Source organism: Priestia sp. D3YE.R1, from assembly GCF_049199565.1.
In the GTDB taxonomy this organism is placed as follows: Bacteria; Bacillota; Bacilli; order Bacillales; family Bacillaceae_H; genus Priestia; species Priestia aryabhattai.
Map to the genome: position 1 here is coordinate 25915 of NZ_JBLTHW010000005.1, position 22813 is coordinate 48727.

At 33.7% G+C, this 22813-nt stretch carries 31 protein-coding genes and 1 tRNA gene; 19 read left to right on the top strand and 13 right to left on the bottom strand.

Annotation, left to right across the window (positions count from 1 at the left end; genetic code table 11):
- Positions 1–47 precede the first annotated feature (47 nt).
- From ACOZIR_RS23420 to ACOZIR_RS23430, 3 genes are all read right to left on the bottom strand, one after another.
- The gene (locus tag ACOZIR_RS23420; RefSeq protein ID WP_421535864.1) at positions 48–260 is read right to left on the bottom strand and encodes a hypothetical protein; all 213 of its coding nucleotides are present in this window, start codon (positions 258–260) and stop codon (positions 48–50) included.
- 278 nt (positions 261–538) lie between these two features.
- Positions 539–760, bottom strand: coding sequence for a DUF3006 domain-containing protein (locus ACOZIR_RS23425; protein WP_421535865.1), 222 nt, complete (start codon positions 758–760; stop codon positions 539–541).
- Between the two features lie 2 nt (positions 761–762).
- Complete coding sequence (locus tag ACOZIR_RS23430) at positions 763–1515, bottom strand: ComEC/Rec2 family competence protein (RefSeq protein WP_421535997.1); 753 nt, start codon at positions 1513–1515, stop codon at positions 763–765.
- A gap of 555 nt (positions 1516–2070) precedes the next feature.
- Between ACOZIR_RS23430 and ACOZIR_RS23435 the strand changes: the two genes are divergently transcribed.
- A complete protein-coding gene (locus tag ACOZIR_RS23435) occupies positions 2071–2424 on the top strand; it encodes a hypothetical protein (protein ID WP_421535866.1) in 354 nt (117 codons plus the stop codon).
- 497 nt (positions 2425–2921) lie between these two features.
- Positions 2922–3101, top strand: coding sequence for an aspartyl-phosphate phosphatase Spo0E family protein (locus ACOZIR_RS23440; protein ID WP_421535867.1), 180 nt, complete (start codon positions 2922–2924; stop codon positions 3099–3101).
- 814 nt (positions 3102–3915) lie between these two features.
- Here ACOZIR_RS23440 and ACOZIR_RS23445 read toward each other — a convergent pair.
- Positions 3916–4794, bottom strand: a complete 879-nt coding sequence (locus ACOZIR_RS23445; protein ID WP_421535868.1) for an Rpn family recombination-promoting nuclease/putative transposase — start codon at positions 4792–4794, stop codon at positions 3916–3918.
- 342 nt (positions 4795–5136) lie between these two features.
- On the opposite strand from ACOZIR_RS23445, the gene ACOZIR_RS23450 reads away from it, so the two are divergent.
- From ACOZIR_RS23450 to ACOZIR_RS23460, 3 genes are all read left to right on the top strand, one after another.
- Positions 5137–5454 (top strand): DUF3243 domain-containing protein, encoded by a 318-nt coding sequence (locus ACOZIR_RS23450; protein ID WP_421535869.1) that lies wholly within the window; start codon positions 5137–5139, stop codon positions 5452–5454.
- A 375-nt stretch (positions 5455–5829) separates the two neighbouring features.
- On the top strand, positions 5830–6039 hold the full coding sequence (locus ACOZIR_RS23455; protein ID WP_013084404.1) for an alpha/beta-type small acid-soluble spore protein: 210 nt from the start codon (positions 5830–5832) through the stop codon (positions 6037–6039).
- Positions 6040–6369: 330 nt separating this feature from the next.
- The gene (locus ACOZIR_RS23460; protein WP_421535870.1) at positions 6370–7569 is read left to right on the top strand and encodes a macrolide family glycosyltransferase; all 1200 of its coding nucleotides are present in this window, start codon (positions 6370–6372) and stop codon (positions 7567–7569) included.
- Positions 7570–7647: 78 nt separating this feature from the next.
- On the opposite strand, the gene ACOZIR_RS23465 is transcribed toward ACOZIR_RS23460, so the two are convergent.
- A complete protein-coding gene (locus ACOZIR_RS23465; protein ID WP_328179423.1) occupies positions 7648–7875 on the bottom strand; it encodes a helix-turn-helix transcriptional regulator in 228 nt (75 codons plus the stop codon).
- Between the two features lie 312 nt (positions 7876–8187).
- Between ACOZIR_RS23465 and ACOZIR_RS23470 the strand changes: the two genes are divergently transcribed.
- The 3 genes from ACOZIR_RS23470 (at position 8188) to ACOZIR_RS23480 (ending at position 9153) form a co-directional block, all read left to right on the top strand.
- Positions 8188–8658 carry a hypothetical protein gene (locus tag ACOZIR_RS23470; protein ID WP_421535871.1) on the top strand — a complete coding sequence of 157 codons (471 nt, stop codon included), beginning with the start codon at positions 8188–8190 and terminating at the stop codon, positions 8656–8658.
- Complete coding sequence (locus ACOZIR_RS23475) at positions 8645–8809, top strand: hypothetical protein (protein WP_421535872.1); 165 nt, start codon at positions 8645–8647, stop codon at positions 8807–8809. Before ACOZIR_RS23470 ends, ACOZIR_RS23475 begins: the two co-directional genes overlap by 14 nt.
- Before the next feature lie 212 nt (positions 8810–9021).
- Positions 9022–9153, top strand: a complete 132-nt coding sequence (locus ACOZIR_RS23480; protein WP_280161016.1) for a hypothetical protein — start codon at positions 9022–9024, stop codon at positions 9151–9153.
- A gap of 303 nt (positions 9154–9456) precedes the next feature.
- Here the strand turns inward: ACOZIR_RS23480 and ACOZIR_RS23485 are convergent, their stop codons facing one another.
- From ACOZIR_RS23485 to ACOZIR_RS23505, 5 genes are all read right to left on the bottom strand, one after another.
- Positions 9457–9903 (bottom strand): RDD family protein, encoded by a 447-nt coding sequence (locus ACOZIR_RS23485; protein ID WP_421535873.1) that lies wholly within the window; start codon positions 9901–9903, stop codon positions 9457–9459.
- A gap of 185 nt (positions 9904–10088) precedes the next feature.
- On the bottom strand, positions 10089–10436 hold the full coding sequence (locus ACOZIR_RS23490; RefSeq protein WP_421535874.1) for a hypothetical protein: 348 nt from the start codon (positions 10434–10436) through the stop codon (positions 10089–10091).
- Between the two features lie 226 nt (positions 10437–10662).
- Complete coding sequence (locus ACOZIR_RS23495) at positions 10663–11082, bottom strand: hypothetical protein (RefSeq protein ID WP_421535875.1); 420 nt, start codon at positions 11080–11082, stop codon at positions 10663–10665.
- Positions 11083–11153: 71 nt separating this feature from the next.
- Positions 11154–11648 carry an SMI1/KNR4 family protein gene (locus ACOZIR_RS23500; protein WP_421535876.1) on the bottom strand — a complete coding sequence of 165 codons (495 nt, stop codon included), beginning with the start codon at positions 11646–11648 and terminating at the stop codon, positions 11154–11156.
- A gap of 52 nt (positions 11649–11700) precedes the next feature.
- The gene (locus tag ACOZIR_RS23505; RefSeq protein ID WP_421535877.1) at positions 11701–12480 is read right to left on the bottom strand and encodes a plasmid stabilization protein; all 780 of its coding nucleotides are present in this window, start codon (positions 12478–12480) and stop codon (positions 11701–11703) included.
- Positions 12481–12640: 160 nt separating this feature from the next.
- On the opposite strand from ACOZIR_RS23505, the gene ACOZIR_RS23510 reads away from it, so the two are divergent.
- Positions 12641–12725, top strand: a tRNA-OTHER gene (locus ACOZIR_RS23510).
- Between the two features lie 49 nt (positions 12726–12774).
- Here the strand turns inward: ACOZIR_RS23510 and ACOZIR_RS23515 are convergent.
- A complete protein-coding gene (locus ACOZIR_RS23515; RefSeq protein WP_421535878.1) occupies positions 12775–13983 on the bottom strand; it encodes a replication protein in 1209 nt (402 codons plus the stop codon).
- Positions 13984–14564: 581 nt separating this feature from the next.
- On the bottom strand, positions 14565–15257 hold the full coding sequence (locus ACOZIR_RS23520) for a MerR family transcriptional regulator (RefSeq protein WP_421535879.1): 693 nt from the start codon (positions 15255–15257) through the stop codon (positions 14565–14567).
- A gap of 967 nt (positions 15258–16224) precedes the next feature.
- On the opposite strand from ACOZIR_RS23520, the gene ACOZIR_RS23525 reads away from it, so the two are divergent.
- The 3 genes from ACOZIR_RS23525 to ACOZIR_RS23535 are packed head-to-tail and all read left to right on the top strand — an operon-like array spanning position 16225 to position 18865.
- A complete protein-coding gene (locus tag ACOZIR_RS23525; RefSeq protein ID WP_269871946.1) occupies positions 16225–16857 on the top strand; it encodes an HAD-IA family hydrolase in 633 nt (210 codons plus the stop codon).
- A complete protein-coding gene (locus ACOZIR_RS23530) occupies positions 16858–18267 on the top strand; it encodes a sensor histidine kinase (protein ID WP_421535880.1) in 1410 nt (469 codons plus the stop codon).
- A complete protein-coding gene (locus ACOZIR_RS23535) occupies positions 18236–18865 on the top strand; it encodes a response regulator transcription factor (RefSeq protein ID WP_269871948.1) in 630 nt (209 codons plus the stop codon). Before ACOZIR_RS23530 ends, ACOZIR_RS23535 begins: the two co-directional genes overlap by 32 nt.
- A gap of 148 nt (positions 18866–19013) precedes the next feature.
- On the opposite strand, the gene ACOZIR_RS23540 is transcribed toward ACOZIR_RS23535, so the two are convergent.
- Positions 19014–19433, bottom strand: a complete 420-nt coding sequence (locus tag ACOZIR_RS23540; RefSeq protein WP_421535881.1) for a helix-turn-helix transcriptional regulator — start codon at positions 19431–19433, stop codon at positions 19014–19016.
- Between the two features lie 59 nt (positions 19434–19492).
- On the opposite strand from ACOZIR_RS23540, the gene ACOZIR_RS23545 reads away from it, so the two are divergent.
- The 7 genes from ACOZIR_RS23545 (at position 19493) to ACOZIR_RS23575 (ending at position 22801) form a co-directional block, all read left to right on the top strand.
- Positions 19493–19789 (top strand): helix-turn-helix transcriptional regulator, encoded by a 297-nt coding sequence (locus ACOZIR_RS23545; RefSeq protein ID WP_421535882.1) that lies wholly within the window; start codon positions 19493–19495, stop codon positions 19787–19789.
- A gap of 39 nt (positions 19790–19828) precedes the next feature.
- Positions 19829–20077, top strand: coding sequence for a hypothetical protein (locus ACOZIR_RS23550; protein WP_029325370.1), 249 nt, complete (start codon positions 19829–19831; stop codon positions 20075–20077).
- 482 nt (positions 20078–20559) lie between these two features.
- Entirely contained in the window at positions 20560–21024 is a 465-nt protein-coding gene (locus tag ACOZIR_RS23555) for a hypothetical protein (RefSeq protein ID WP_421535883.1), read from the top strand.
- Positions 21025–21034: 10 nt separating this feature from the next.
- Positions 21035–21301, top strand: coding sequence for a hypothetical protein (locus ACOZIR_RS23560; protein ID WP_421535884.1), 267 nt, complete (start codon positions 21035–21037; stop codon positions 21299–21301).
- Between the two features lie 21 nt (positions 21302–21322).
- Entirely contained in the window at positions 21323–21628 is a 306-nt protein-coding gene (locus ACOZIR_RS23565; RefSeq protein WP_280157782.1) for a hypothetical protein, read from the top strand.
- 67 nt (positions 21629–21695) lie between these two features.
- The gene (locus ACOZIR_RS23570; RefSeq protein WP_421535885.1) at positions 21696–22355 is read left to right on the top strand and encodes a hypothetical protein; all 660 of its coding nucleotides are present in this window, start codon (positions 21696–21698) and stop codon (positions 22353–22355) included.
- On the top strand, positions 22352–22801 hold the full coding sequence (locus ACOZIR_RS23575) for a hypothetical protein (protein WP_421535886.1): 450 nt from the start codon (positions 22352–22354) through the stop codon (positions 22799–22801). The genes ACOZIR_RS23570 and ACOZIR_RS23575 overlap by 4 nt, the downstream gene beginning before the upstream one ends.
- Positions 22802–22813: the final 12 nt, after the last annotated feature.

Sequence of the window (22813 nt, forward strand, 5' to 3'; positions counted from 1 at the left end):
TAAATTAACCTATAAAGATTTTATAAATCAGCTCTCAAGATATAAGTTTAGAATTTTTTCTTAACTTGCTCTTGTACATAACTACATGTGCGTTCGTGTTCATGAGAAAAGAAATGATCTTGTTTATGATAAACTTTTACTCCACAAGAGGGACAGGCATAGAAACCGACTTTAACACCTTGAGTCACTTCATGCGCATAAAATTCACCATTTGATTTAAACATAACTACATGGTTTGCTTTTTCAATCTTTGCTCTCATAAAAGTATCTCCCACCTTATTTTAAGTTTATTTCCATAATAAGGGTTTACGGGGCGATTTGTAAAAGAAAACATATAATTATACATATCTTTTTGTTTTATCCCTTAAGCTATTTACCTATATGTTTATCCTTTCAGCTTGTTTATGATAACATTAGGGAACAGTTACACTACTTTACTTAGATGGATTACTCATAACAAAAAAAGCCGAAAAGGTAAATTTCAGCTTTTTGAATCATTTAATACCTATATCCCTGCGTTTACAATTAGTAAGAAGGTTTAATCTTCCCAAACTTCATTCATTAAATCTTCAATTTCTTTTGCCAGCTTTTTTGTTTCGCTTCTATCAATCTCAACTTTGTCTCCCGTAATATAGACGACATCTCCAACTTGTATATCGTGGGGGAAGATATCCTTAGGGTAATCCTTTGTCTTTCCTTCAATTTCAACAACAGCAAATCCCTCTTCAAACCGATCAATAATACCTTTTATCTTTTTCATAATTACCTCGATTTTTTAACAGAGTAAGATGTTCCATCACCAGTGATAATAATCGTACCACTTTGGTCTGTGCGCAGAATACTTGCTTTCGAATTTTTTAGTAAGTTCACTACTTGAGAAGTAGGATGTCCATAGCTATTTTTACCAACGCTGATGACCGCATACTTAGGTTTTACAACATCTAAGAAATTCTTACTTGTAGAGGTTTTAGCGCCATGATGACCTACTTTAAGTACATCTGCACGTAGTGTTTTCTTGGCCTTTATCATGTCTGCCTCTGCTTTTGTTTCAGCATCACCTGTAAATAAAAATGTATTCTTTTTATAAGTCATGTGTACAACAGCACTCCAGTCATTTAGATCACTGTTAGCATATGTTTTGGTAGGCCCTACAATTTGAGCGTTTACATCTTTAACAGGTAGCTTCACGCCTGCTTGTGCTGTTTGAATCTTTAACTTTTTCTTTTTAACTGCATTTAAAAAGTCTTTGTATGCTTGAGTGTTATTACTTACTTTTGGTGCATAAACATTTTCTACTTTGAACGCGTTAATAACTTCATCTAATCCCCCAATGTGATCAGCATCTGGATGAGTAGAAATTAAGACCTCTATATCATCAACTTTTTGCTTCTTTAAATAACTTACGACTGCATTTCCTTTTCCTTTGTTTCCTCCGTCAATGACAATGTCCTCGCCATTAGGAGCTTTAATATAAATACTATCTCCCTGGCCCACATCAATATAATGTACTTTCATAGTCTTAGGTGTTGCTGCGTATGATGATGCAGGAGCTGTGGAAATCCCTATTCCTATAGCTAGCGAAGTAACAATCTTCATAACATGACTTTTCATTGTTTTATCCCCTTTTATAAATGTATTTTCATACGTATTGTTCATTTATAGCAAAATTAATTTTACTACATGAAACCATCTGTTAATATAAATAAATTTGAATATTTTTACTTATAAAGATGAAAAAAGTCATGTTATATGTAAAGTTAAGTGACAAAATGGAGGTAAATAGTAACGAAATGTGCTATTTTAAGAATTAAGCACAATTGACATTTTAGGAGGGAATGATCTTATGCTTAAGCTACTTATATATAGTTAATCGTGACTCTAACCAGCGTGAAAGGGAGGTGATTTTAGCTATTATGTTATAGGCAAACAAACCAAAACGTTGAATACAAAAGATAAGTAAAGAAGGCTTTATTATAAAAAATGTTTTTATACTACATATCAAGGGCAACTTGAGCTCTGTAGTAACTGTAATTTGACTACTTTTAAAATCTTATAAAGGGTGGCATGTGAATGAAGAAAGAGCTCTTATTTGAATCGTATGCCTTGCTATTCGAGATTGAATTGTCATTAGTAAGTATAATAGAAAAAGAAATGACCGCACATTATGGGCATTTATGGCGGCAAATTTTCTTCGTCGAGGGCGGAACTCTCCTCTGTGATACCCTTCCATTATTCTTTAGGCTAAACCCCATTCGAGATATCTTCACAGATCATGAGTTACATGAATTATGCATATTAACAGATATAAAAAACAACTTAAAGCAGCAATCAACTATTTCTCAACATGATTTTCACCACCTTGAACGCCTTTCTCAGCAACTAAACCAAAAGAACCCCCCCTATTGTTTATCTAATTTTATTTAGAGTTAAATTTAAAGGGCCTTAGACTATAATAAAATTAAACGAAGTTTATAATTAAAAATGAGAAAAGACATAATATGAACAATTTGTAATCCCTTTCAATAAATGATAGACTGAAAGCAACTTATTGAGTGCACAATTTATTTGGTAGAATAAAATCATTAGAAGGTGACCTAATTTTAGGTCACCTTTTTTTATCGTATCAAATAAAGGAAACACCCAGTGCAGGGCTTTCAATTTTGATAACCTGACTATATTTCTAGATGAATGTAATATCTATAGTGTGGGCTCACCAGCTTACTTATAAAGATAAGTCGACTGAACATACAGAAGGTATTGAACCAAATCTCTTTCGTACCTTCACTAGAAAACATTGCGCTGAGAATTATAGAACCACCCATCCCAACTTCTTTTATATTGGGTATTAAAATATAAGTACAATACATTTATTGTGAAATAGGTTAACGTATAACAATTTCATTAAATGGGTGATAGAGAAATTGCAGGGGTATAAAGGTGTTTTAAAACAAACGTTACTTATAGAGATAGAAAAGGCCAGGAAGAAAATGATTCAAGTAGCAATAGAAGAAGGAATAACAAGTGATAGTACACTTCAAGTGAGTCAATCCATTGACAAATTGTTAAATGAATTACATAAGGTAAGTGTAGCAACAAAGTAAATATTTATTTCTATATAGATAAAAACAATCGCTTTCCCTCAGCATTTGCCTAGCAAGAGAAAGCAATTGTTTTCAAGTAATTGGTGATAAATTTACTAATCGACGTAAAAATTATAATTAATTTGGATAATAAAGTAAAGTGATAATGTGCTGTTACATATGTATGGAAGGTCAGCTTCATATAGGAAGCCTTTATTCACTTAGAAATGAACTTTTGATAAATGAGAACTATATGAAGAGCTGCATAAAAAAATAAAGGGATGTCTGGCTAGGATCCTTGGCTCTGAGGAATTCTTAATTTTACTATGTTTATGTTTTATGGTAACTATCTTTACATATCATCTATATTTCAAGAACAAAAAAACTACTGGTTCACCAAGAACCAGTAGTTTTTTTGTGACATAATTAGAAGTTAGTTTTGATGCTTTTGCACATCATGATTAGTTTGCTCAAGCTATCAATAATATATGTATGAAAAAGAAAAACCCGCCTGATTTGTCACAAGCAGGTTTGTTCTTATAGCATGTTGTCAACTCGAAACAATGAGGATTTCCAAAAGGAAACTTCACAGCGTCTATGATAGTTTGCTCAAAGGGTGTAAAGAGTATGCAGCATTTATATAGAAAATTTAAAATGTTTATGGGAATGAGTAAAAGAAAATAAGATTCAAGCCTGCTCCTATTACTTTTTTAAACATAAAAGTTCCTATGTTAAATGTCTATTCTAGCAGAAAAACACCCTACTCCTGTAGGGTGTTTTTTGTTTAATGTAAATAGTATATAGAACTGCACCAAAGTTTCCAGAAACCTTCTTTTTATTGATGTCGGAGCTTTTCAATTTCTTCTTGAGTAAAACCAGTTAACTCAGCAATTACAGCGTCATCAAGCCCTTTTTCAACCATACCTAAAGCCACTTTTTTTAACGTTTCTTCTTTTCCCTTTTTTTCTCCAAGCGTTTCTGCTCTTTTTAAAGCTGACTTTTCATCTAACAATGCTTTTCTGCGGGCCTCGTAAGCTAATAATACTTCTGGGTCTTGACTCACACGTTCCCATTCATCTATGGCTTTCTTTAACACTTGATCTTCTTGCATCGCAATCTCCTCCAATACTTGAGTGATTTCTTCATCTTCAGATGCTTCAAGTAATAATAACCATCGTACAAGTTGATCTTCTCGTGGGTCCACTTCTCTATTACGCCATTTGATTAATAACTTAGGTAGCTCCATGAAGTGAATTTCCAGCATATCCGTTAAGAGCAATTTTTGTTCACGCTCATACAGCTGAAAAGTTGAGTGATAATCATGGATATGGGACAAATAACGGAAGTTAACGATATTAATTGTAATTGTTTTACAAAGCTCTCCGTAGTCCATACCTTCTTTCATTTGGCTGCTATACATTTTGGACCAGTAATAGAGTGTTCGCTTTTCCATGTCATGTTTATTATTAAGCTGAATTTCAATATTGACGCGGCTTCCATCTTCTAATTGCGCGTGTACATCTAAAATTGAGCGTTTATCTTCTTGGTTTTCTTTATTAAAATGTGGATCTAATAACTGAACCGTTTGAATTTTTTTCTCGTTTGGAAAGCGAAGTGCTGCATTTAAAAAAGCAGCTAGAATAGATTCATTGCCATGGGTGCCAAATAACGATTTAAACGCAAAGTCGACACGTAAGTCTAATCGTTTTGTCATAATGCCCTCCATCATCTATATGTTTATTATTAGTATATCACGTCTAGATTTCCTCTTCCTATACCATACCTTATAACTAAACGCAGTTACATTAAAAATCATTTTGAGGGATGAGCGAAAACTGATGTAAAACGTTTTTAATATCAGCTTATATAAAACGCTATTCAATTCAACATCAATTAGTGAAGATAGTTTGAAGAAAGTTCAGGTTAAATAGTAAAAGGAAATTGTCCTAGAGATCAATTCTACAGCACATTGAAATGGAATTAAATGTTTATACACCTTTAATTGGGGGACTTACCTTATAAGAGCATCACTATTTAATTGAGAGGAGAATAGAAAATGAACAATAATACCGGGACTGTTGAAAATAAAGTAGAGAATAAGCTAAACGAGATGAGTCAAGAAAAGAAAGACAGTATTCTTTCTAGTTTTAACGAATTTAAAACATACTTAGGTGATAAAGTCACAAAAGGTGAGAAATTGGGGTTAAATGATGACCAATTAACTTTGGCAGCTAAAAAGATAGCTGATTATTTGGCAAAACATGAGGAACCACAAAATGAAGAGCAATATTTGTTACATGAGCTATGGAAAGTTGGAAGTGAGGATGAGCAACATCACCTTGCTCGTATGCTTGTTAAATTGGTTAAAGAATAATTTAAGTTGTTTACTAGGGGCTCAAACTACAGGATTCGTCTTCCCCTGTAGGATACTACATCCATATAAAAGGAGATTACTTTTAAAAGTAATCTTCTTTTATATATTTAAGTATTCTTTTTCAGGTACGGAAAGAAATGAAGTTTTAACATGAGAAAAAGGATGACCACTCAAGGTGTCATCCTTTTTCTTGTACATGGCAATCGTTTTAGTCTTCAACACAAGGAAATGAAACGTCTGATTTCACTTTTTACAGTGTCATTGGTTTCTAACATTTAGTATGTGAAATGAATGTTAAATTATGCGTCCATTATTTTCCACGAATACACTTCTCCTATAATAGGAAACTTAAGATAAACAAGGAGGTGACACAACATGGCAAACAACAAAAGCAGCAACAACAATGAATTATTAGTATACGGTGCTGAACAAGCAATCGATCAAATGAAATATGAAATCGCTAGCGAATTTGGTGTAAACCTTGGTGCTGATACAACTGCACGTGCAAACGGATCAGTAGGTGGCGAAATCACAAAACGTCTTGTACAAATGGCTGAGCAACAACTTGGCGGCGGACGTTTCTAATAAAACTTTATAATGATGGCTGAAGGAAGAATGGATATCCATTCTTCCTTTTTCCGTTTGTAAGAATCTTCTCCTTCTAATACTTTACAACATCCCAGGGTGGAGTTGTTTGTATATATAACTTTCCATAAAAGATATTTTTTACCTTAACGTAAGCACTTTATGTAGTGATGTTTATACCTTAATTAAGATCAATAAAGAAACGGAAAGTTTAATTCTTATTTATTTTATCCATTTAATAAATATCATTTGGTCTTTAAACTAAAAGAGAACTACCCATATAGTAAAATTTAAAGGTAATAAACATCACCTGAACAAGGAGGTAATTAGATGGGAAAAGTTTTGTTCTTTAATTTTCCTGGGGAAGGTCATATTAATCCTACAATTCCACTGGTAGAAGAATTGATAAAGCAAGGTGAGGAGGTCGTATATTATTGTGTAGAAGAATATAAAACTAAAATAGAGAAAACGGGCGCATTGTTTCGACCTTACGAAAATTTTCCAACGCCTAGCCATATCACAAAAAGAGTAAATCAAAAAATAGACCCTCTTGAAATGCTCTTGTATATGGGGAAAGCCATGGATGCAATCGTAGAGAAAGTTTTGAAAGAAGTAAGAGATGAGAAATACGATTACGTAATTTATGACAATAACTTTGCTGCAGGGTGGATTATTGCTGACGTTTTAAATCTACCTAAAATTTCTTCTTGTACAACATTTGCGATTAATCAAGAAATCTTCTCCTCTCTTATGCAAAATAGAGGAGAAATGAATAAAAACTCTCCAAAGTATCAAGAGATTGAAGAGATTACAACAAAATGGAAAGATAAATACGGCGTAATTCTTACTAATAAAAAAAATCTCATGACATGCCCCGGCGATATCACCCTTGTATACACCTCGAAGTTCTATCAACCTAGTGCTGAAGAATTTGATGAATCTTTTATTTTTATTGGGCCATCTATTGCAAAACGTCACAATATAGAGTACATTCCATTTAAAGTACAGCATGATACTAAACTTATCTTTATCTCAATGGGCACCGTATTTAATCAGCAACCTGAATTATATACAACATGTTTTGAAGCATTTAGGAAAAGTCCCTATACCGTTATAATAGCAGTAGGAAAGCAGACGGATATTCATCAGTTTGACGATATTCCCTCCAATTTTAGAGTGCATCAATATGTACCTCAATTAGAAATACTAGAACAAGCAGATGTTTTTATTACTCACGGTGGAATGAATAGTTCTAGTGAAGCACTTTACTTTGGAGTTCCTCTTGTTGTCATTCCTGTTATGGGGGATCAACCAATAGTTGCTAATCAAATTGAAAAGTTAGGAGCTGGTTTACAACTTAATCGTTTGAACCTAGATGCTTCTACATTACGAAACACAACAGAACAAGTGCTATCAAACGCTTCATTTAAGGATAAGAGTTCTTTAGTTGGAAAGTCTTTAAGAGAAGCTGGAGGATATAGAAAAGCAGTAGAAGTTATTCTAAAATTTAAAGAAACCACTTGTATATAACAAATGGTTTCTTTATGCTACGTTAAACTCCATAAAACATTTACGTATCATTCCCAAAACTATTATAGCAGTTTCTACTTATATATCAAAAAAATCATGTACTTTTAAATTGGGATCTATTTTTCTTAAAGCCTTGAGTATTTTGGTCATAGTTCTTTGCGTAGGCGCATGTTCTACATTTCGTTTACAGAGATCACTAACAGTAGATCTACTAACTTTTGAAGTACTTGCTAACCATTGTTGAGAAATTCCTCTTTGATCTAACCATTTTCCTAATTTGCTACGTTGCTTACCTAACCCAAACATATAAAATCACCTTTTTAACATCAGTCTTGTCCAAAAATTCGAAGTTTCATACATTTTTGAAGAAAATATCGGAATAGTGGACAAGTTATCGTTCATATCATTTAGTAAGACGTCACCACAAGACGTCAGGATAAACCATCAAGAATGGAGCGAATCAGATGAAAAAAGAAATAGCCATCTCGTTATTAAATCGAAAAGACGTCTATTTAACGTCAGAAGGTAAACAGACGTTAAAGGTCATTTTAAAAGAGAAAACCGCGTATGAAGAAAAATAAGAAGCTAAAAAATCAAGTAGACACCTATTGACCAACTGTGCGGTACCATTCCATTTATCGTACATATGTAGATAGTCTATTTCATGCTACTGAGTTAGATCGAAATCAAATTATAAGGTGTGCACTCTTTACAGCAGCGAACAATCCTGTTTTCTTAGCATTAATGAATCAGTATAAAGTAAGTGACGTCCCTCTTCCCTCCTCTCCATGGCAACCTTCTCCCCACCGGTTATGGATGAAACAAGAGCCAAACATCGAAGAGAAAGGAGGAGGCAAACATGATGACCTTGAGCGAAAAGGAACGTCTACAAGAGCTTTTACGTTACTTGGAACATCAACAGATGGCCAATCTGTGTCAGGAGCAGCTATTCAATTCGACCGAAAGCCTTCTACCAATGAAAAGACAGCAGGGATTACGAGACGTCAGCAGCCGATTGAGAGACAAACAAGGGAGATTCCTACCTTACAATTATCAAATAATGGAGGAATCAGACTTGATTTTAGATAAAGAAACTGAAATACAACGAAAACTTAAAATAGAGCCCATTGTAGGTTCTTATAATAGCTATACGGTGAATGAAAAGGAAAAGAGGGATTGGAGTGGTAATATCTATTTAGCTTGTGTGGTAGCGATATTAACTATTGCCTTTTTTACCTGACGTCTTTTTAGAATAGTGTCGATATTTTGGTCATAAACATATAGCATGAATACAGTTAAGACCGCCTTATAAACTGATACATAATGGGCGGTCTTTGTTGTAAATATGATTAAAAACTCCTGGGAAGTGGAGGAAATTTCGGTAACGAAAAACAAGTATAAAGATTTATATAAAATATATCTTATAATATAGGTAACACAGAAGGTATGTAGATGGAAAATAGTCCTCGTTTCGCAGAATTAGTCTCTGATTTTGAAAAACGGTTAGGTCGACATTTAAATGCCAAAGAAAAAGAACTACTTGTATGGATAGTTAAAGCAGAAAGTAATAAGTATGTTCAATAATCTACATTTATCCTCTTCAACTTTTTAGAAATTTTCTTATATGTACCGGAGAACTGCCTATACACAATAGGTGACGCACAGAAAAAATCCTACACACTGAGGTGTAGGATTTTTAAATGGTCCCGAATATTAGATTAGAAACAGAGGGTATTCGGTATTGCAAATGAAATGAAAGTTTAGCTTTCCATATTATTCTATCAAAAGTATCTTTACTATTGAATATGGCAACCTTCTCAATTTGCTACCTGTATCTGGAACAACAAAAGGTAATAAGTTACAATTCATTCTATTGTAGATTGGATATCAATCTACAAATGCTTGTTTATCCACTATTTCACCTGGTTTTGCATATGTAACATACGTGCCGGCCATCATGTCATGAAGACTTCTTTTATCCTTACGGAAAACCACCATGAACACACTTACAATTAACGCAATACCTAATGTAATACCATAAACAATGCCGGCCACAAGAACTCTTAATAGCATTGCTCCGATTCCAAGTTTCTTTCCATTGACTTTGACAATTCTAACTCCAACAATTCGTTTCCCTATAGTATATCCATACCATAATATAGGGACAGCAACCGCATAGATGAAACCTATGAGTGATGTAATGGGATCTTCACGGTCAAAGTCTCCTGTAATAAGAAAGCCAATAAGCCCCAAAGGAATACTTACAATAATGCCATCTAACAGATTTCCTAATAGGCGTATCCAAAATCCTGCTGGTTTTGTTACTTGATCCACTTTATATTTCTCCCCTTCTTGTAAATTAACACTTTATCTATCTAAATAGCTCCTCAGATGATGATAACATGATTGAAGAGGAAGGTAAAAAATATAAAATATTTTAAATTTATCCACTAATAATAAAATACATGTCTCTAGTATTGATATTACTAAAGACATATTCATAGAAAAGAGATAAAAGATTAATTAGTTTTTTTTAGTTGTAAATTTCCCTTATTAAAGACAATAACGGCATTATAAGCTTCATATAAGGCATATACAGGGTAACAAAAAGCCATAAATACAATCATAGTTGGTACCTTTTCAACAACAGGAAAATGGCCGGACAAGAAACTTTTAACCGTAATTCCCAAGTAAACCAATAAAGGAATGATAATAACAGCTAATAACAATAACCACGGGGTCATCTTGGTTTCCTTCAGTTTTTCTCGACAATGCGGGCATTTCATTGTAAAAGGACTTGAAAAATCTTCGAAATGCTCAATTGTAATAGGTTTTTGACACCCTGGACAAGGTGTTGATTTTTTCATATAAGTTTCTCCTTTTTGAAATGTAAAAGAATAGAAATAATAGGGTTATAGATCTCTACTTTGATAGGTTCTACACGTTTCCCATAGGTAGTTGCCATCTAATCGTGTAAACTTCGCTTATCCTGGCGGAAAGCCACCATAAAAAAGCTAATGATAGCAACTATTCCTATTGTAAGACCATACATAAGAGCTGCGATGAAGACATGTAAACCCATAGATCCAAAGCCTACATCTCGTTAAGGTTATAGTTAAAGCGCTTGTATACCTTGTTTTTATGTTGTAGATTCGTTTTCATGATATTGATGATGACGTGTTGCTCACTTTTCCAATGTACATTAACGTCATGAATCATAGAAGGTTGAATTCCTTGAAGCTCCTTATATTGGTTAAGAGTGCTTCCAGGTTGTCCGTAGTACATTCTAAGAGAATCAGCCTTTTGTTTTTGCTCATAATCAAAGTAATCAGTGGTTTGTTTATACATCTTTTTTACTTCAACAATGTTTCGCTGATTAGGAGATGTGCTGGTTGTAAGTGAGACGCTACTTACCATGTTTGGCTGTTGTTGGCTTTTATCTAAGACATGATTCATGACAAATACAAGAAAAATTACTCCAAATGATAACATGATCCAAAGCCACTTTTTCATGTCGACACTTCCTCTTTTATGATTAAAAATCAAAATGAGTAGATAATCTCATTACGAAATAGCATTTTCTGCTATTTCGTATCCTTAGATAATAACATACTCAAAAACTCTTGAAAGGTATCAGCAATCTTTGATGTAGCTGGATCACACTCATATGATTCTTCGTAGTCTAGGAAATCAACAGACGGATTGTTTTTATCATAGTGAAAGTTTAAACATAAATAATCTCCCCATGCTAGCTTCGCAATTCGAATTAATTCAGATCCGATGAGATCTTCATCATAAAAATTCCGGCCTTGTTCTCCTAAAAAAGTTTCGCAGTAACCAATATCATACACACCATAAGGATGCTCACTGAAGTTTTTAATAATGCCTAAAAAACGTTCAATTTGACACCTGTTATTGATGATTGTTAGAGGTGTAGAATCTATTACTGTACATCCGTTATATAGCTTCAAGAATTCTTTATATGCATTGGGCAATTGGATGCGAAAAGAAGCTTCTAATTTTGCAATGTCTTGATCCTCTGGTAATGGATAAATAATGCTTTCTTTCACAACTCTCATTGTTATCAATCTCCTTGCAGTCCTTGCAATAGGTCATCTTCAAGGAAATACATTATGACTTCTGATATTCATACATAACTGGAACTTTATCCATTTTAACGGTTTTGGCCACAATATAACGACGGTAACCATCTTTCAAGATATTCGATCCTTTTTCAATCGTTAATGGCTCATCCAGACGCCCTGTACGCTTCACAAAATCAATGACCTTTTGTGTTTTTTGAGGGTTTGGATGTGTCTTTAAGAATTCTTCAGGTACGATGATTTCGTCGAAACTTAGAAGATCTTGTGTCCCTTTTGGCTGATTTGTTATTTGTTTCTTTTGTGGCTCCACCTTTTTCTCTTGAACAGGTGTCTCCTTCACTTCTGTCTGTACTTTTTCAGCTTTCTTCTCTTCATTTGCTACAGGTTGAGAGGTAGTTACCGGTTTTTCTTCCTGTTTAGTAGCCGCAACTTCTTGTTGCACTGCAGAAGCCTCTTGTTTCGCCTCTTTTTTATCGTTTGATTCATTGCCTTCTTTGTCTTTCTTATTCGGGAGAACAGTAATCTGGAAGCAGATTACACCTACTTCACCAGGGCATTCATCAATCGGAATGTCTAATGTTGGTTCTCCTTGAATTAAGATTTTTTCATGCATAATGCTTTTTTTTGTGAGACCTGTTTTGTTGAAAGCCTTCTTTGCAACAAATACCGTGTACGAAATAAACGTACTCTTCTTCAACCCTTTAGGCGCAGATGGTGATCCTTTTTCACGCATATCAAAGGCAACATAGCGATCGTATTCTCGTAGTGGTCCTGTGGCTGATCCAGTTAACGTAATTTTATGTGGCATAATGTGCTCCTCCTGCGTAGATATAGATTTATTTATTATTTAGAACAGTGTTCTAAATAAACATATCCTAATAGTACTTTTGCTTCTAAGGGATTTCTTCACTTTTTACATTTTCTTCTGTCGTACATATAAACAAAGACTATGTGCATACTTATAGTGTGGACTTGTAGCTCAATGGCAGAGCAGCCAGTCGTATTACACTATACAACTTTGGTGTCTTGCAGGTTCAAATCCTGCCAAGTCCGCCCTTAAAACACTGAATACGTTAAAAATAGTGAAAGTCCTTGCTATGAATTAAGAAGCTGGTTCCTTTAATTTAGCATGTTGATGCAACAATTCCTGCTCCTCAGGTGTTAGCTCTTGTCCTAATCTCTGCTTTAATTCAATTATTTCTAACTGTGTAACCGAAGATACTTCTTTTTTTTCTGTACTGTTCTCTCGATCTTGCTTAGCCTTTAACCAATTAGGAACAATCTCTTTGCGGATAATACGCTTGGGTGTAAACAATTTTGTTGATGACTCTTCTTTATGTATAACTTCTTTATGAGTTAGATATACTGATGAATAATCCTGGTTTTCAGGGTCAAGCAACTGATAGAATTGTTTTTTCGCAATTTTATAGATTAACTGACACATATTGTCTAAAGTCAAAGGTTTTCCTTTATGATTAGCTTCATGTACATATTTGTCTAATCCAACGATAGATGTATATGCAATTTCATGTATTTGCTCTTTTTCAATCATAATCTCTGTATCTCGTTTTACGGCTTTTGCAGCATTTTGAATGCGAGCATAAAAGTCTTTTAATTGATGGCCATACTTACCTGCGTAGACTTGATTGACTTTCTTAGGAACACCTTTGATATAGGTAAATGACTGTGAAGCAGACATTAAATGATTATTTATATGATTTATAGGTAAATCAAGGTTATTAAAGGCACCAGGTGATTTATCGGCCTTTAAGCTTGGTCTATCAACGTTTTCAGCACTTTCTGGATACATCACAGGAAGCGTCACAGGAGTTGTCATTTCTTCTTGTTGGACCGTTTCTATCCCTGTTGTATCATGGGCAAAAAAGATTTCGTCGCAAATCCGATTAAAGTTCTTATGACTTTTAAGAATAAATACATAGCTATCAGGGTGAGTACCTGTTGCATCCTCTTTAATGTAACGTGCTACAAGTATAAAAGGTGTCGCTTTTAACGAACGTACAAAACGAGAAACCGTACTTTTAGAAACTTTAAATTTCTTCATGAGTGTTTCAGAACGAATGGCTTGGATGCCTGTAGCCACTAGGTTATAGATGACATGATCAAGCATTTCCATTCTTTTTTTAGGAAATTCTTTATGTATAGCTGATTGGTTCTGTTTATAATGAGTACGGATAATTTCTAAAAACTCTTCTTTCTTTTTCCGAAGTGTGGATTTGTTCTTCCATAACCACTTAAACCTTCCGTTGAAGGTGTCTACATCTCTTAAATAGCAGGTTAATATTTTTGTCATTTGTTCATCTTCTCCTTTAAGGAACAAAAAAAGACACTGTTTCCCTGGAAAAAGGAAAACAATGTCTTGATTTTGATGAACTAAGCCCTTGAAATAGATAGCTATTTCATATAAAATAAAACCATAAGTTTTATTTTATAGAAAAACTAAATCTATTAACAAGAGACTTCGACAAGTGTTTTCCCTACCGTAACTAGGGGGAACGGTTTAAGAGTGCTACCAACACTTCTTAAACAGTTGAAGTCTTTTTTCTATTCCGGTCATTTTTGTTAGTTTTATTATAGCGTTAACTAGTCTCATAATTCAATAAAAATTAGCAAAATATATCAAAACGAGTATTTTAGGCTAATCTTTTTTATTTAAGTAATAAATAAATAAACAAATATTTGCTTAAAAAACAAAATTTATCTCTACTTTTAATCAGCATGTAAAAGCTTGTCTTTTATTTTGTTTACAAAGGATCTTCCAAATCTATAGTATCAAAAGAGGCATTGAACTTAGTTAATTTAGCTTAACTAAGTTCAATGCCTCTTTCCTTCTCTCTATTTCACATTTATTTAAAATCAGATTAATTATTAATTTTATTGAATATCATACTCTTTTTCAAGTCGATCTACTAAGTGTTCGCTTATATAGTCCTCTATGAAAGATCGTTTTTTATTATAATCTTCTTCCTTTTTAAAGCTAAATAGGCCAGTTTTCAAAGTTATAGTCCGATCCTCTTCAGGTAAAGCACCCCATTTTTGAATTGCTTCTTTTCTTAGTTTGTTTCTAATTTTCAATTCGTTTAGACGTTGTTCTTTTTCTAGTATTCTTTGGTTATCTGTGGTTGCAGATGTTTCTGGGAGTGCCTTCAATACATCTTGAAATTGAGAGAGAATCTCTTGATTTGTTTGTCCACTTTGCTTCATAAATGTTGTTAAAACCTGAACCATAGAATCAATTTTTTCAGTTGCTTCTGCTAATTGTTCTTCTAAATCTACTATTTTCTTCTCAAAAACTGTCTTCATGGGCTCATTCTTTTCCAACATCTCAGATGTTGTTTCTCCGTTAAAATGTGAACGGATTTGTTTAATAGAATAACCATTCTCTTCTTTTAATCTCTTAGCCTCAAGCAACATATCAATTTCTTCTCTTTTAAAACGACGATGACCACCTTGAGTTCGGATCCCTTGAATATTAAAATCCTCTTGATATCGCCTAATTGTTTGATCAGAAAGACCAGTAAGCTTTATCACTTCGCTTAATTTGAATTCTTCCTCAGCTTGTTTCAAAATTACCCCCCCTTTTTTCTTAAATATAATAACAACAAATTTGTTGTTATTATAGCAGAACTTACATTGGTTTTTGAAAGATTTAATGATGGATTTTATGTTAGATTTACAGTGTTTTTACTATTTTGATTGAATAAATAATTTAAGGTTCTGTTCTATTATAACAAAGTTCTTACACAGACTAAAGAGATGAAATCTAACTCTAAATCTGTAGTAAGTAGCTGTTAAATTTGGATTAAGGGAGTTGAAGAGATGAAATCTAACTCTAAATCTATAGTAAGTAGCTGTTAAATTTGGATTAAGGGAGTTGAAGAGATGAAATCTAACTCTAAATCTATAGTAAGTAGCTGTTAAGTTTGGGTTAAGGGAGTTAAAGAGATGAAATCTAACTCTAAATCTGTAGTAAGTAGCTGTTAAGTTTAGATTAAGGGAGTTAAAGAGATGAAATCTAACTCTAAATCTGTAGTAAGTAGCTGTTAAGTTTAACTGAAGTTGAACTATATTCAAGGTCTTGAGTGTGGATTTTTATTTTGTCGTTAGTTAATTCAACTAAAGTTAAACTTATGAGAGGGTTATAATAATATAACTATATTTATCTAAATTTAAGTTAGACTTAAGTTCAATTAAAGGAGAGGGAGCTAAATGCAAGTCTATAATATGGAATTTTCAAACGTATGGTTGATTGGAATCTTGGTGTTTTCTTAACTATTAGAATAATAGCTTTTATTTTTTGTTAAATATATGACTTTAGAACTTCCCTTATTGTAAAAATAATCAATAATAGTAATTAAATTCATTTAATTGTAATTCATAAACATTTATGTGGGTCAAATGAATCCGAAAACAGACTTCGAATAAATGTAAAAAAAAGGGATTGTGTTCTATTTGAAACTGAAAGAAAGTTTGATAAGCTAAATTGTAAATAGAACCAATATTTTTACACTATCAATGAAGTGGAAGTGAAGCGATGACTAAAACAATTATTTTTGATTTTGATGGCACTCTAGTTGAATCAGGACAGGTAGTATTTGATCTTTTTAATAGCTTTGCTGATAAATATAAGTACAATAGAATGCCTCAAGAACAAAGCGACTATATTCGTACAATTACATTTAAGGAACGTTTTAAAAAGTTTAATGTTCCATTATTTAAAATTCCCATGTTAACGATTGATATTGTAAAGAAGTACAAAGAAATGATTCCAGATCTTGAGACAATTGGAGACATTAAACGTGTGTTACACGAGTTGAAAAAAGAAGGGTTTAAGTTAATTCTTGTTTCCGCAAATTCGAAAGAAAATATTAGAAAATTCTTAGAATTGAATAAGATGGATTATTTTGAAGAAATCCTTACTTCTCATCGATTCTTTGGAAGGCATGTCACACTCAATAATTACATAAAAAAAACAAAGACACCAAATAAAGATATTATATTTGTCGGTGATGAACATCGTGACATTGTAGCCTGTAAGAAAAGTAATATCAAAATTATATCAGTGACATGGGGGTATGATTTCGAGGTGCTTTTAAATGAAGCAAATCCTGATTTCATTGTAAGAAAACCAGAAGAAATCTTAAGCGTTATTCAAGAGGTTGTCTAAATGATTACTTTGTTCCTAGTGAGTGGTGTTTTTGCGATTATCTGTTATAAGTATGATCCAAAATCACCGCCTTTAAGATGGGTAGTATTTCTTTTAATTTGTGGTTCATTAGCTGGTCTATCCCGTGCTATCATTGAAACTTTTATACCTGCTTTAAATAGGAATGATATAAATTCAGAGTGGATTAACACATTACTATATTATTTAAGGATTATAACGGGATTTATTTCTATATATTTTTGCCCATATGGCATTTTGATGCATGCAATTACATATAGCACAAAGCTCACAGCAAAGATGACAAGGATTTTAAAGTATGTCTTATTAATTCCTATACCATTCATGCTAAAGACAACTGTCTACGTACCTGACATCATACCTGACTTTGATAACATGCTCTATTGGGCTGTTCCTTATATTGTTATTGCTTGTATTCTTCACATATACGGATACTTTACGGAAAAGGACAAACAAAAGAAAAAAAGTCGATTTATAACGCTATCCCTCATGTTTCCGGTGATATTATCAGCTCTTATTTTAAATTATATAATGCGTGTATTTAATAGTGGAAATCAAGAATGGCGATATATTATTTTTTTCATCGTCGCTTCTTTCTTTGTTTTTATCTGGAAAGCTCTTAGTGCAGCTGGTTCTTTAAATGGTATTAGGCTTAGGTATGAAAGAGAAGCACATGAAAGAACAAGACAAGCAGTCAACCAGGGGGCAGCTTTAATAAATCATGCTATAAAAAACCAGATATATAAGATTGATACTAGCTTACAGACCATTGATTTAAATCATTTAGATAACTCATCTAAAAAGTCTGTTGAGATCATTGATCGAAGTGCAAAACACTTAATGGAGATCATTGATCGAATGCACCATAAAACTCAAGAAATTAAAATTGTTAAAAGTAAGAATAGTTTGATCGATCTTGTAGAGGCCAGTTTAGAAAACGAAAAATCGGAGTTATCTAGAAAGAGTATAGAGGTTACTAAAGTATATACAGTCAAAGAACCTTACGTTTTTTGCGATAAAACACATACATTTGAGGTGTTTTTAAATATCCTGAGAAACTCAATTGAAGCAGTAGAGGGTAATGGAAAGATTAAGATCTCTATCGTACAAAAAAATAGTAAGAATGTAATTGTGCGCTTTTCTGATAATGGAATTGGTATTCCTCAAGAGCATTTAAGACACGTTACTGATCCATTTTTTAGTACGAAACAAAATAAAGGTAAAAATTATGGTATGGGCTTAAATCAATGTAATGAGGTCATGTATAAGACAGGTGGTAGTCTCAACATAGAAAGTAAGGTCAATGAAGGTACAACGCTCACGCTAATATTTCCAATACATTTGAAAAAGGGTGATGTATATGAAGAACATAATTCGAGTCGTGCTAATTGAAGACGATCCAGATTGGCTCAGTATCATGGAAAATATCATTGGAAAAGAAGAAGACATGATGCTAGTGGGGTGTGCTCAAACAGAAGAAGAAGGTATAACACTTTCTCACGCTCTAAGCAATATTGATATATTCCTTGTAGATATTAATTTATCGGGGGCTAATCTCGATGGGATATATACAGCATTAGAGTTAAAGCGTAGCAAGACATCTAAAGTCATTATGTTAACATCACTGTCAGATGAGGAAGTTATTCAGCAAGCTTTTACAGCCGGGGCAACAAATTATATTTTGAAAAAGAATGCTGCTCGTATACCTGAAATTATTCGTTCTACTTACCATACTGAAACGAATCCAGTCGAGGTTTTGTTAAAAGACTATCGCCGCATGAAGACAGAAGAGCAGCTAAAAGATTTAACTAATGCTGAACGAGATGTATATCAGTTAATGGAAAAAGGATTATCAAGAAGTGAAATCCAACAAAAACTAGTGAAATCAAGCAATACAATTAAAAATCAAATTCAAAGCATATTAAAAAAATTATCTGTTTCTGACGTTAAAGCTGCTATTAATAAAGCGAGATCGGGAGGGCTAAGATAACCATACTTTGTATGGTTATTTTTTTTGCCTAAAGACTAAGAAATATAGTCCACTTTTTAGAAGAGTACTATATTTCTTAGTACCTTTTTAAAAAATGGACTATAAAAAAACGCACTACCTAGTTTCTTGGGAGACTTATATGATGTATTTAGGATTTATTTAATACTGAATCAAACAACGCTGTTAAATGTTTCTTTTCCTGTGAGTCTAAACGATTCAATACTTTTAAGAGTGAAAAGTCATTAAGTACTAAGTTTTTTAATACTTGAATTTCTTCTGTAGTTAAATTTTCTAATAATAAATACGCTTGCTTATCTTCATTGGAGTTGTTTAGGTTTACTTTCTGTGTGTAATCAAAAGGTAAGATATCATATAGGCTAATTTCTAATACGTCACAGATATTTAGCATTGATTCAAATGTGCCAAATCTTGTTCCGCGTTCAATAGCACTAATAGTGGCTTGTGAGGTATTAGATAACTTGCCTAATTCAGCAGTAGTTATACGACGAACCTTTCGGTACTCTTTAATCTTTACTCCTATATATTCTTTAAGTTCCTCTATAGTCATATTATCTATCTACTTTCATTTAAATTTTATTATTAATTTTATCAGAAAAGAAAGTTGTTGTGAAATATTCTTTTAAGAGTAACTTTTTTACAAAAAATACTTTACAATTATTCATTAACGATTACTATGTAATCAAGGAGGTTCTGGAAAAAAAGACCATACGAGAAAAGAGGAAAGAGGAGAAATGGAGTCAAACCTATCTAGCTCAATTATCAGGAGTCCCGCAACCTACTATTTCTCAAATTGAAAATGGGACTCGTCAGTATCCAACGTTTGAAAATATGAAGAAGATCGCAGAGGCACTGGATCTCAAATTAGAAGATATTTTCTTACCACATCATAAGGATATGAAGTGATTTTAAGAATACTTAACGGTTAAAAGGGGTGAGATGAACATGGAAGCACAGAAACGACTAGCATTCTATGATATATCAGATGCACGGGCGAAAAGTGCCAAAACCTTTGATGGAAAGTTGTATACGTTAAAAGGAGGGGTAGCTGTAGAAAAAGGAACGGGCGATGTCAAACGTGTAGCTGATATTTATTATGAAGTACGCTCAGTAATGGATCAGGCTCATACCATCGTCGCCAAGCGCAGAAAAAAAGATGAAGAATTGAAGGAAGTTTTACAAAAGACCTGCTAGTTCTTAGATGCAGCATACAAGCGATTTTGAAACGTGCCGAGAGCACGAGAAGTGGTACCTTGACAATTACATATTGCGTGCCTCCCCTAAACGGATCACAAGGGGGTTAAGGTATACGATAACGATAAGGTTCGATGAGTGCGTCCTAAAACTCATCGGTGATCTAGCAATAAAACAGTGACGGTGTATCCATGATCTGTGAAGAGTGATGGCGTGAGGGTAAATCCGAAGAAGCGACAACACTTCAAACAGTAGAAACACGAGGTTCTTCGTACATGCCGAAAACGTTGTGCATTATTGGGCCTAGTGAAAACTATGCATGCCAATATAGGGTTTGCCCTTCCAGCCAGAAACGGGTATATATTTCCTTTCATAGCCTTGAAAAGACAGAGATGATCGCTAAACCTATGGTAAAATATGACTCTCGGTAGGTTTCAGAATCGCTTGTTATGTCTGAATATTAAGAACAAAGGAGAATGGTTATGAAAAACAAAAAATGGTTACTTTCTGCCGTGGCAGGAATCGTTGTGGCTCTAGGGATAGGCACAGCGTTTGTCTCTTCCTACAATTCAAGTGAAGTGAAAGGAAATGGTGAACTAGAAGAATTACATCCTCTTCAAATGAAGAAATTTATGAAAGAAGATGGTACAGGATTTGTAATGTATTCTTTTGATGAAGATGATCGCAGTGTAAATATGAACGAGGTAAAAAAAGCTTTAAAGGAAAATGAGGTAGATGGAAAAGAAATATACAGCAATGATCCTCTCTACGATCAAGATAAAGATCAAAGTTATTATGGTCTAACACAATATCCTGATACTTTAGCTGTCTATAAAAATGGAAAACTAAAACAGCAAATTGAATTTGATGATTACGATCCATCTCAGTTAGAAACAGAACTTTCTCATTTTATTGAAACATCTAAAGAACTGTATTTCGAAGAATAAGAGGTAAGCTTTGAAAGGTGGTGGTATCTTGACGATCTCCCAAAAGGAATTAAAGAAATCAAAAGATCTTGTGGAAAAGTTGCTGAAAGTGAATGGAAACAAATATAATGACTGGCTATATCAACAACACCAAAAGTTTATTGAAGAAAATCAAGATTTAATTCTTCAAGCATTAAGTGCTTTTACAGGTGAAGAAGAGGAGGAGGAAAAAAACGAACCGAAAGCAGCTGAATCAGTTCCTGTAAGACCACAAAGTATTCCAGTAACAAAAAACTAACGAAAAAGAGGAGTGAAATACATGTTAGATTTATTAAATAGCGTGGATGTGACGCAGTTAACTTCGCATTTAACCCTTGGGGCGGCTGATGGCATGAATGGCCTCATCGAAAGTGGAAAGTCTATTATCAAATGGTTGCAACGTATTGCGATGGTTGCCGCAGCTCTTGGCTTTTGTATAGGTGGTTATCACTTAATTTTAGGTGGAGAACGAGGTCGTCATAAATGTATCGCATGGTTTGTTGGAGGCGCAGTTGGGTTAGTTATTGTTATGGGTGCCTATGCATTAGCTGAAGGTGTTAATACAAATATCCGATTTGGAAGCTAAGAAAGCTATACAGTTGATTGTATAGCTTTTTTCTATGCTCATTTTTAGAAGAAAGGAATGGAGAAACATGCTGTCTGTCATGTTTATAAACAGTGAGACAAAAGAGTTAAAGCCATTTCAAAAGTTATCGATTCCAGAAGCATGCGAGATAACAGAAACAGTAGAAACACAGTATCGACGTACTAGAAAAAAGGCTCATGCTGATTTTTTTATCCTCGATGAAGAAGATCAAGAGGTATATGCAGGAACATTGTCCATTGGAACGGGTCATGCTCGGCATGTAGTCGATCATATTAAGAAAAAGTTAAGCTCTTTAAAAATGGACGATATACAGGAAGCTCGAAAGCGAAGTTTTCTTGAACAATTGGAAAAGGAAGTACCGGACCATCTGAAAACAACAGATGGTTCGTTTTCTTTAGAGGAAGAAAAAGAGAATCATGTGCAAACGACTCAAACACCTGTCCTTTCTACTCGTAACCGAAGGATGATCTATGGAGGAGGGATCTTATCTCTCCTTATCCTTTCAGCAACATGTTTTTCAACAGTGGCTACTTCCCAAGATCGAGCTGAAACCATTCAAGATTTACAAAAACAAGTCAAACTCGAACAAAAAATAACAGGAACATATGAAAGAGCACTCTTAGGAGATTCAGAAGGGGCTTTGAAACAGCTTTCTTCTATTGATGAACAAAAAGTCTTACGAACGAACAGAAAAACGTTTATATGAGCCTCCTCGTCGATCAAAAAAAGTATAAAGAAGCTGTTAAGCTTCAGGGAGACCATCCAGAAGTAGTGGAAAGCATGATTTCAAAGGAGGGGGATGTTAATGAGTTAAAAGAGTTCCAACAAGCGTTTCCTTCGCCAAATGGAGCGTTTGATCTTGCCTATCACGAACAACGTTGGGAAGATATGACGAGCCAATCAGGAGTAGAAATGACCGATAAACGATATGAAATGAAGGCTTATGGATATCTGAAGCTAGATAAAGTGAAAGAGGCCAGAGAAGAGGCAGCGCATATTCAAAGCCAAGACTTGAATCAAAAAATAGAAACCTATGAAAAAACGAAAAAACAAGTGAATGAAGAGAACAAGAAAGACAAAAAGGATGAAAATAAAATTAAGTCGTTAACGGATCAACAAAAGAAACAAGAAGAACTCCTAAAAAACCTATAAGAAAGGATGAAC

Excerpts from the sequence above, each read along its gene's own strand:
- ACOZIR_RS23420 (WP_421535864.1), bottom strand. The coding sequence starts at position 260 with ATGAGAGCAAAGATTGAAAAAGCAAACCATGTAGTTATGTTTAAATCA.
- ACOZIR_RS23425 (WP_421535865.1), bottom strand. The coding sequence starts at position 760 with ATGAAAAAGATAAAAGGTATTATTGATCGGTTTGAAGAGGGATTTGCT.
- ACOZIR_RS23430 (WP_421535997.1), bottom strand. The coding sequence starts at position 1,515 with ATGAAAGTACATTATATTGATGTGGGCCAGGGAGATAGTATTTATATT.
- ACOZIR_RS23435 (WP_421535866.1), top strand. The coding sequence starts at position 2,071 with ATGAAGAAAGAGCTCTTATTTGAATCGTATGCCTTGCTATTCGAGATT.
- ACOZIR_RS23445 (WP_421535868.1), bottom strand. The coding sequence starts at position 4,794 with ATGACAAAACGATTAGACTTACGTGTCGACTTTGCGTTTAAATCGTTA.
- ACOZIR_RS23450 (WP_421535869.1), top strand. The coding sequence starts at position 5,137 with ATGAACAATAATACCGGGACTGTTGAAAATAAAGTAGAGAATAAGCTA.
- ACOZIR_RS23455 (WP_013084404.1), top strand. The coding sequence starts at position 5,830 with ATGGCAAACAACAAAAGCAGCAACAACAATGAATTATTAGTATACGGT.
- ACOZIR_RS23460 (WP_421535870.1), top strand. The coding sequence starts at position 6,370 with ATGGGAAAAGTTTTGTTCTTTAATTTTCCTGGGGAAGGTCATATTAAT.
- ACOZIR_RS23465 (WP_328179423.1), bottom strand. The coding sequence starts at position 7,875 with ATGTTTGGGTTAGGTAAGCAACGTAGCAAATTAGGAAAATGGTTAGAT.
- ACOZIR_RS23480 (WP_280161016.1), top strand. The coding sequence starts at position 9,022 with ATGGAAAATAGTCCTCGTTTCGCAGAATTAGTCTCTGATTTTGAAAAA.
- ACOZIR_RS23490 (WP_421535874.1), bottom strand. The coding sequence starts at position 10,436 with ATGAAAAAATCAACACCTTGTCCAGGGTGTCAAAAACCTATTACAATT.
- ACOZIR_RS23495 (WP_421535875.1), bottom strand. The coding sequence starts at position 11,082 with ATGAAAAAGTGGCTTTGGATCATGTTATCATTTGGAGTAATTTTTCTT.
- ACOZIR_RS23500 (WP_421535876.1), bottom strand. The coding sequence starts at position 11,648 with ATGAGAGTTGTGAAAGAAAGCATTATTTATCCATTACCAGAGGATCAA.
- ACOZIR_RS23505 (WP_421535877.1), bottom strand. The coding sequence starts at position 12,480 with ATGCCACATAAAATTACGTTAACTGGATCAGCCACAGGACCACTACGA.
- ACOZIR_RS23515 (WP_421535878.1), bottom strand. The coding sequence starts at position 13,983 with ATGACAAAAATATTAACCTGCTATTTAAGAGATGTAGACACCTTCAAC.
- ACOZIR_RS23525 (WP_269871946.1), top strand. The coding sequence starts at position 16,225 with ATGACTAAAACAATTATTTTTGATTTTGATGGCACTCTAGTTGAATCA.
- ACOZIR_RS23530 (WP_421535880.1), top strand. The coding sequence starts at position 16,858 with ATGATTACTTTGTTCCTAGTGAGTGGTGTTTTTGCGATTATCTGTTAT.
- ACOZIR_RS23535 (WP_269871948.1), top strand. The coding sequence starts at position 18,236 with ATGAAGAACATAATTCGAGTCGTGCTAATTGAAGACGATCCAGATTGG.
- ACOZIR_RS23540 (WP_421535881.1), bottom strand. The coding sequence starts at position 19,433 with ATGACTATAGAGGAACTTAAAGAATATATAGGAGTAAAGATTAAAGAG.
- ACOZIR_RS23550 (WP_029325370.1), top strand. The coding sequence starts at position 19,829 with ATGGAAGCACAGAAACGACTAGCATTCTATGATATATCAGATGCACGG.
- ACOZIR_RS23555 (WP_421535883.1), top strand. The coding sequence starts at position 20,560 with ATGAAAAACAAAAAATGGTTACTTTCTGCCGTGGCAGGAATCGTTGTG.
- ACOZIR_RS23565 (WP_280157782.1), top strand. The coding sequence starts at position 21,323 with ATGTTAGATTTATTAAATAGCGTGGATGTGACGCAGTTAACTTCGCAT.
- ACOZIR_RS23570 (WP_421535885.1), top strand. The coding sequence starts at position 21,696 with ATGCTGTCTGTCATGTTTATAAACAGTGAGACAAAAGAGTTAAAGCCA.
- ACOZIR_RS23575 (WP_421535886.1), top strand. The coding sequence starts at position 22,352 with ATGAGCCTCCTCGTCGATCAAAAAAAGTATAAAGAAGCTGTTAAGCTT.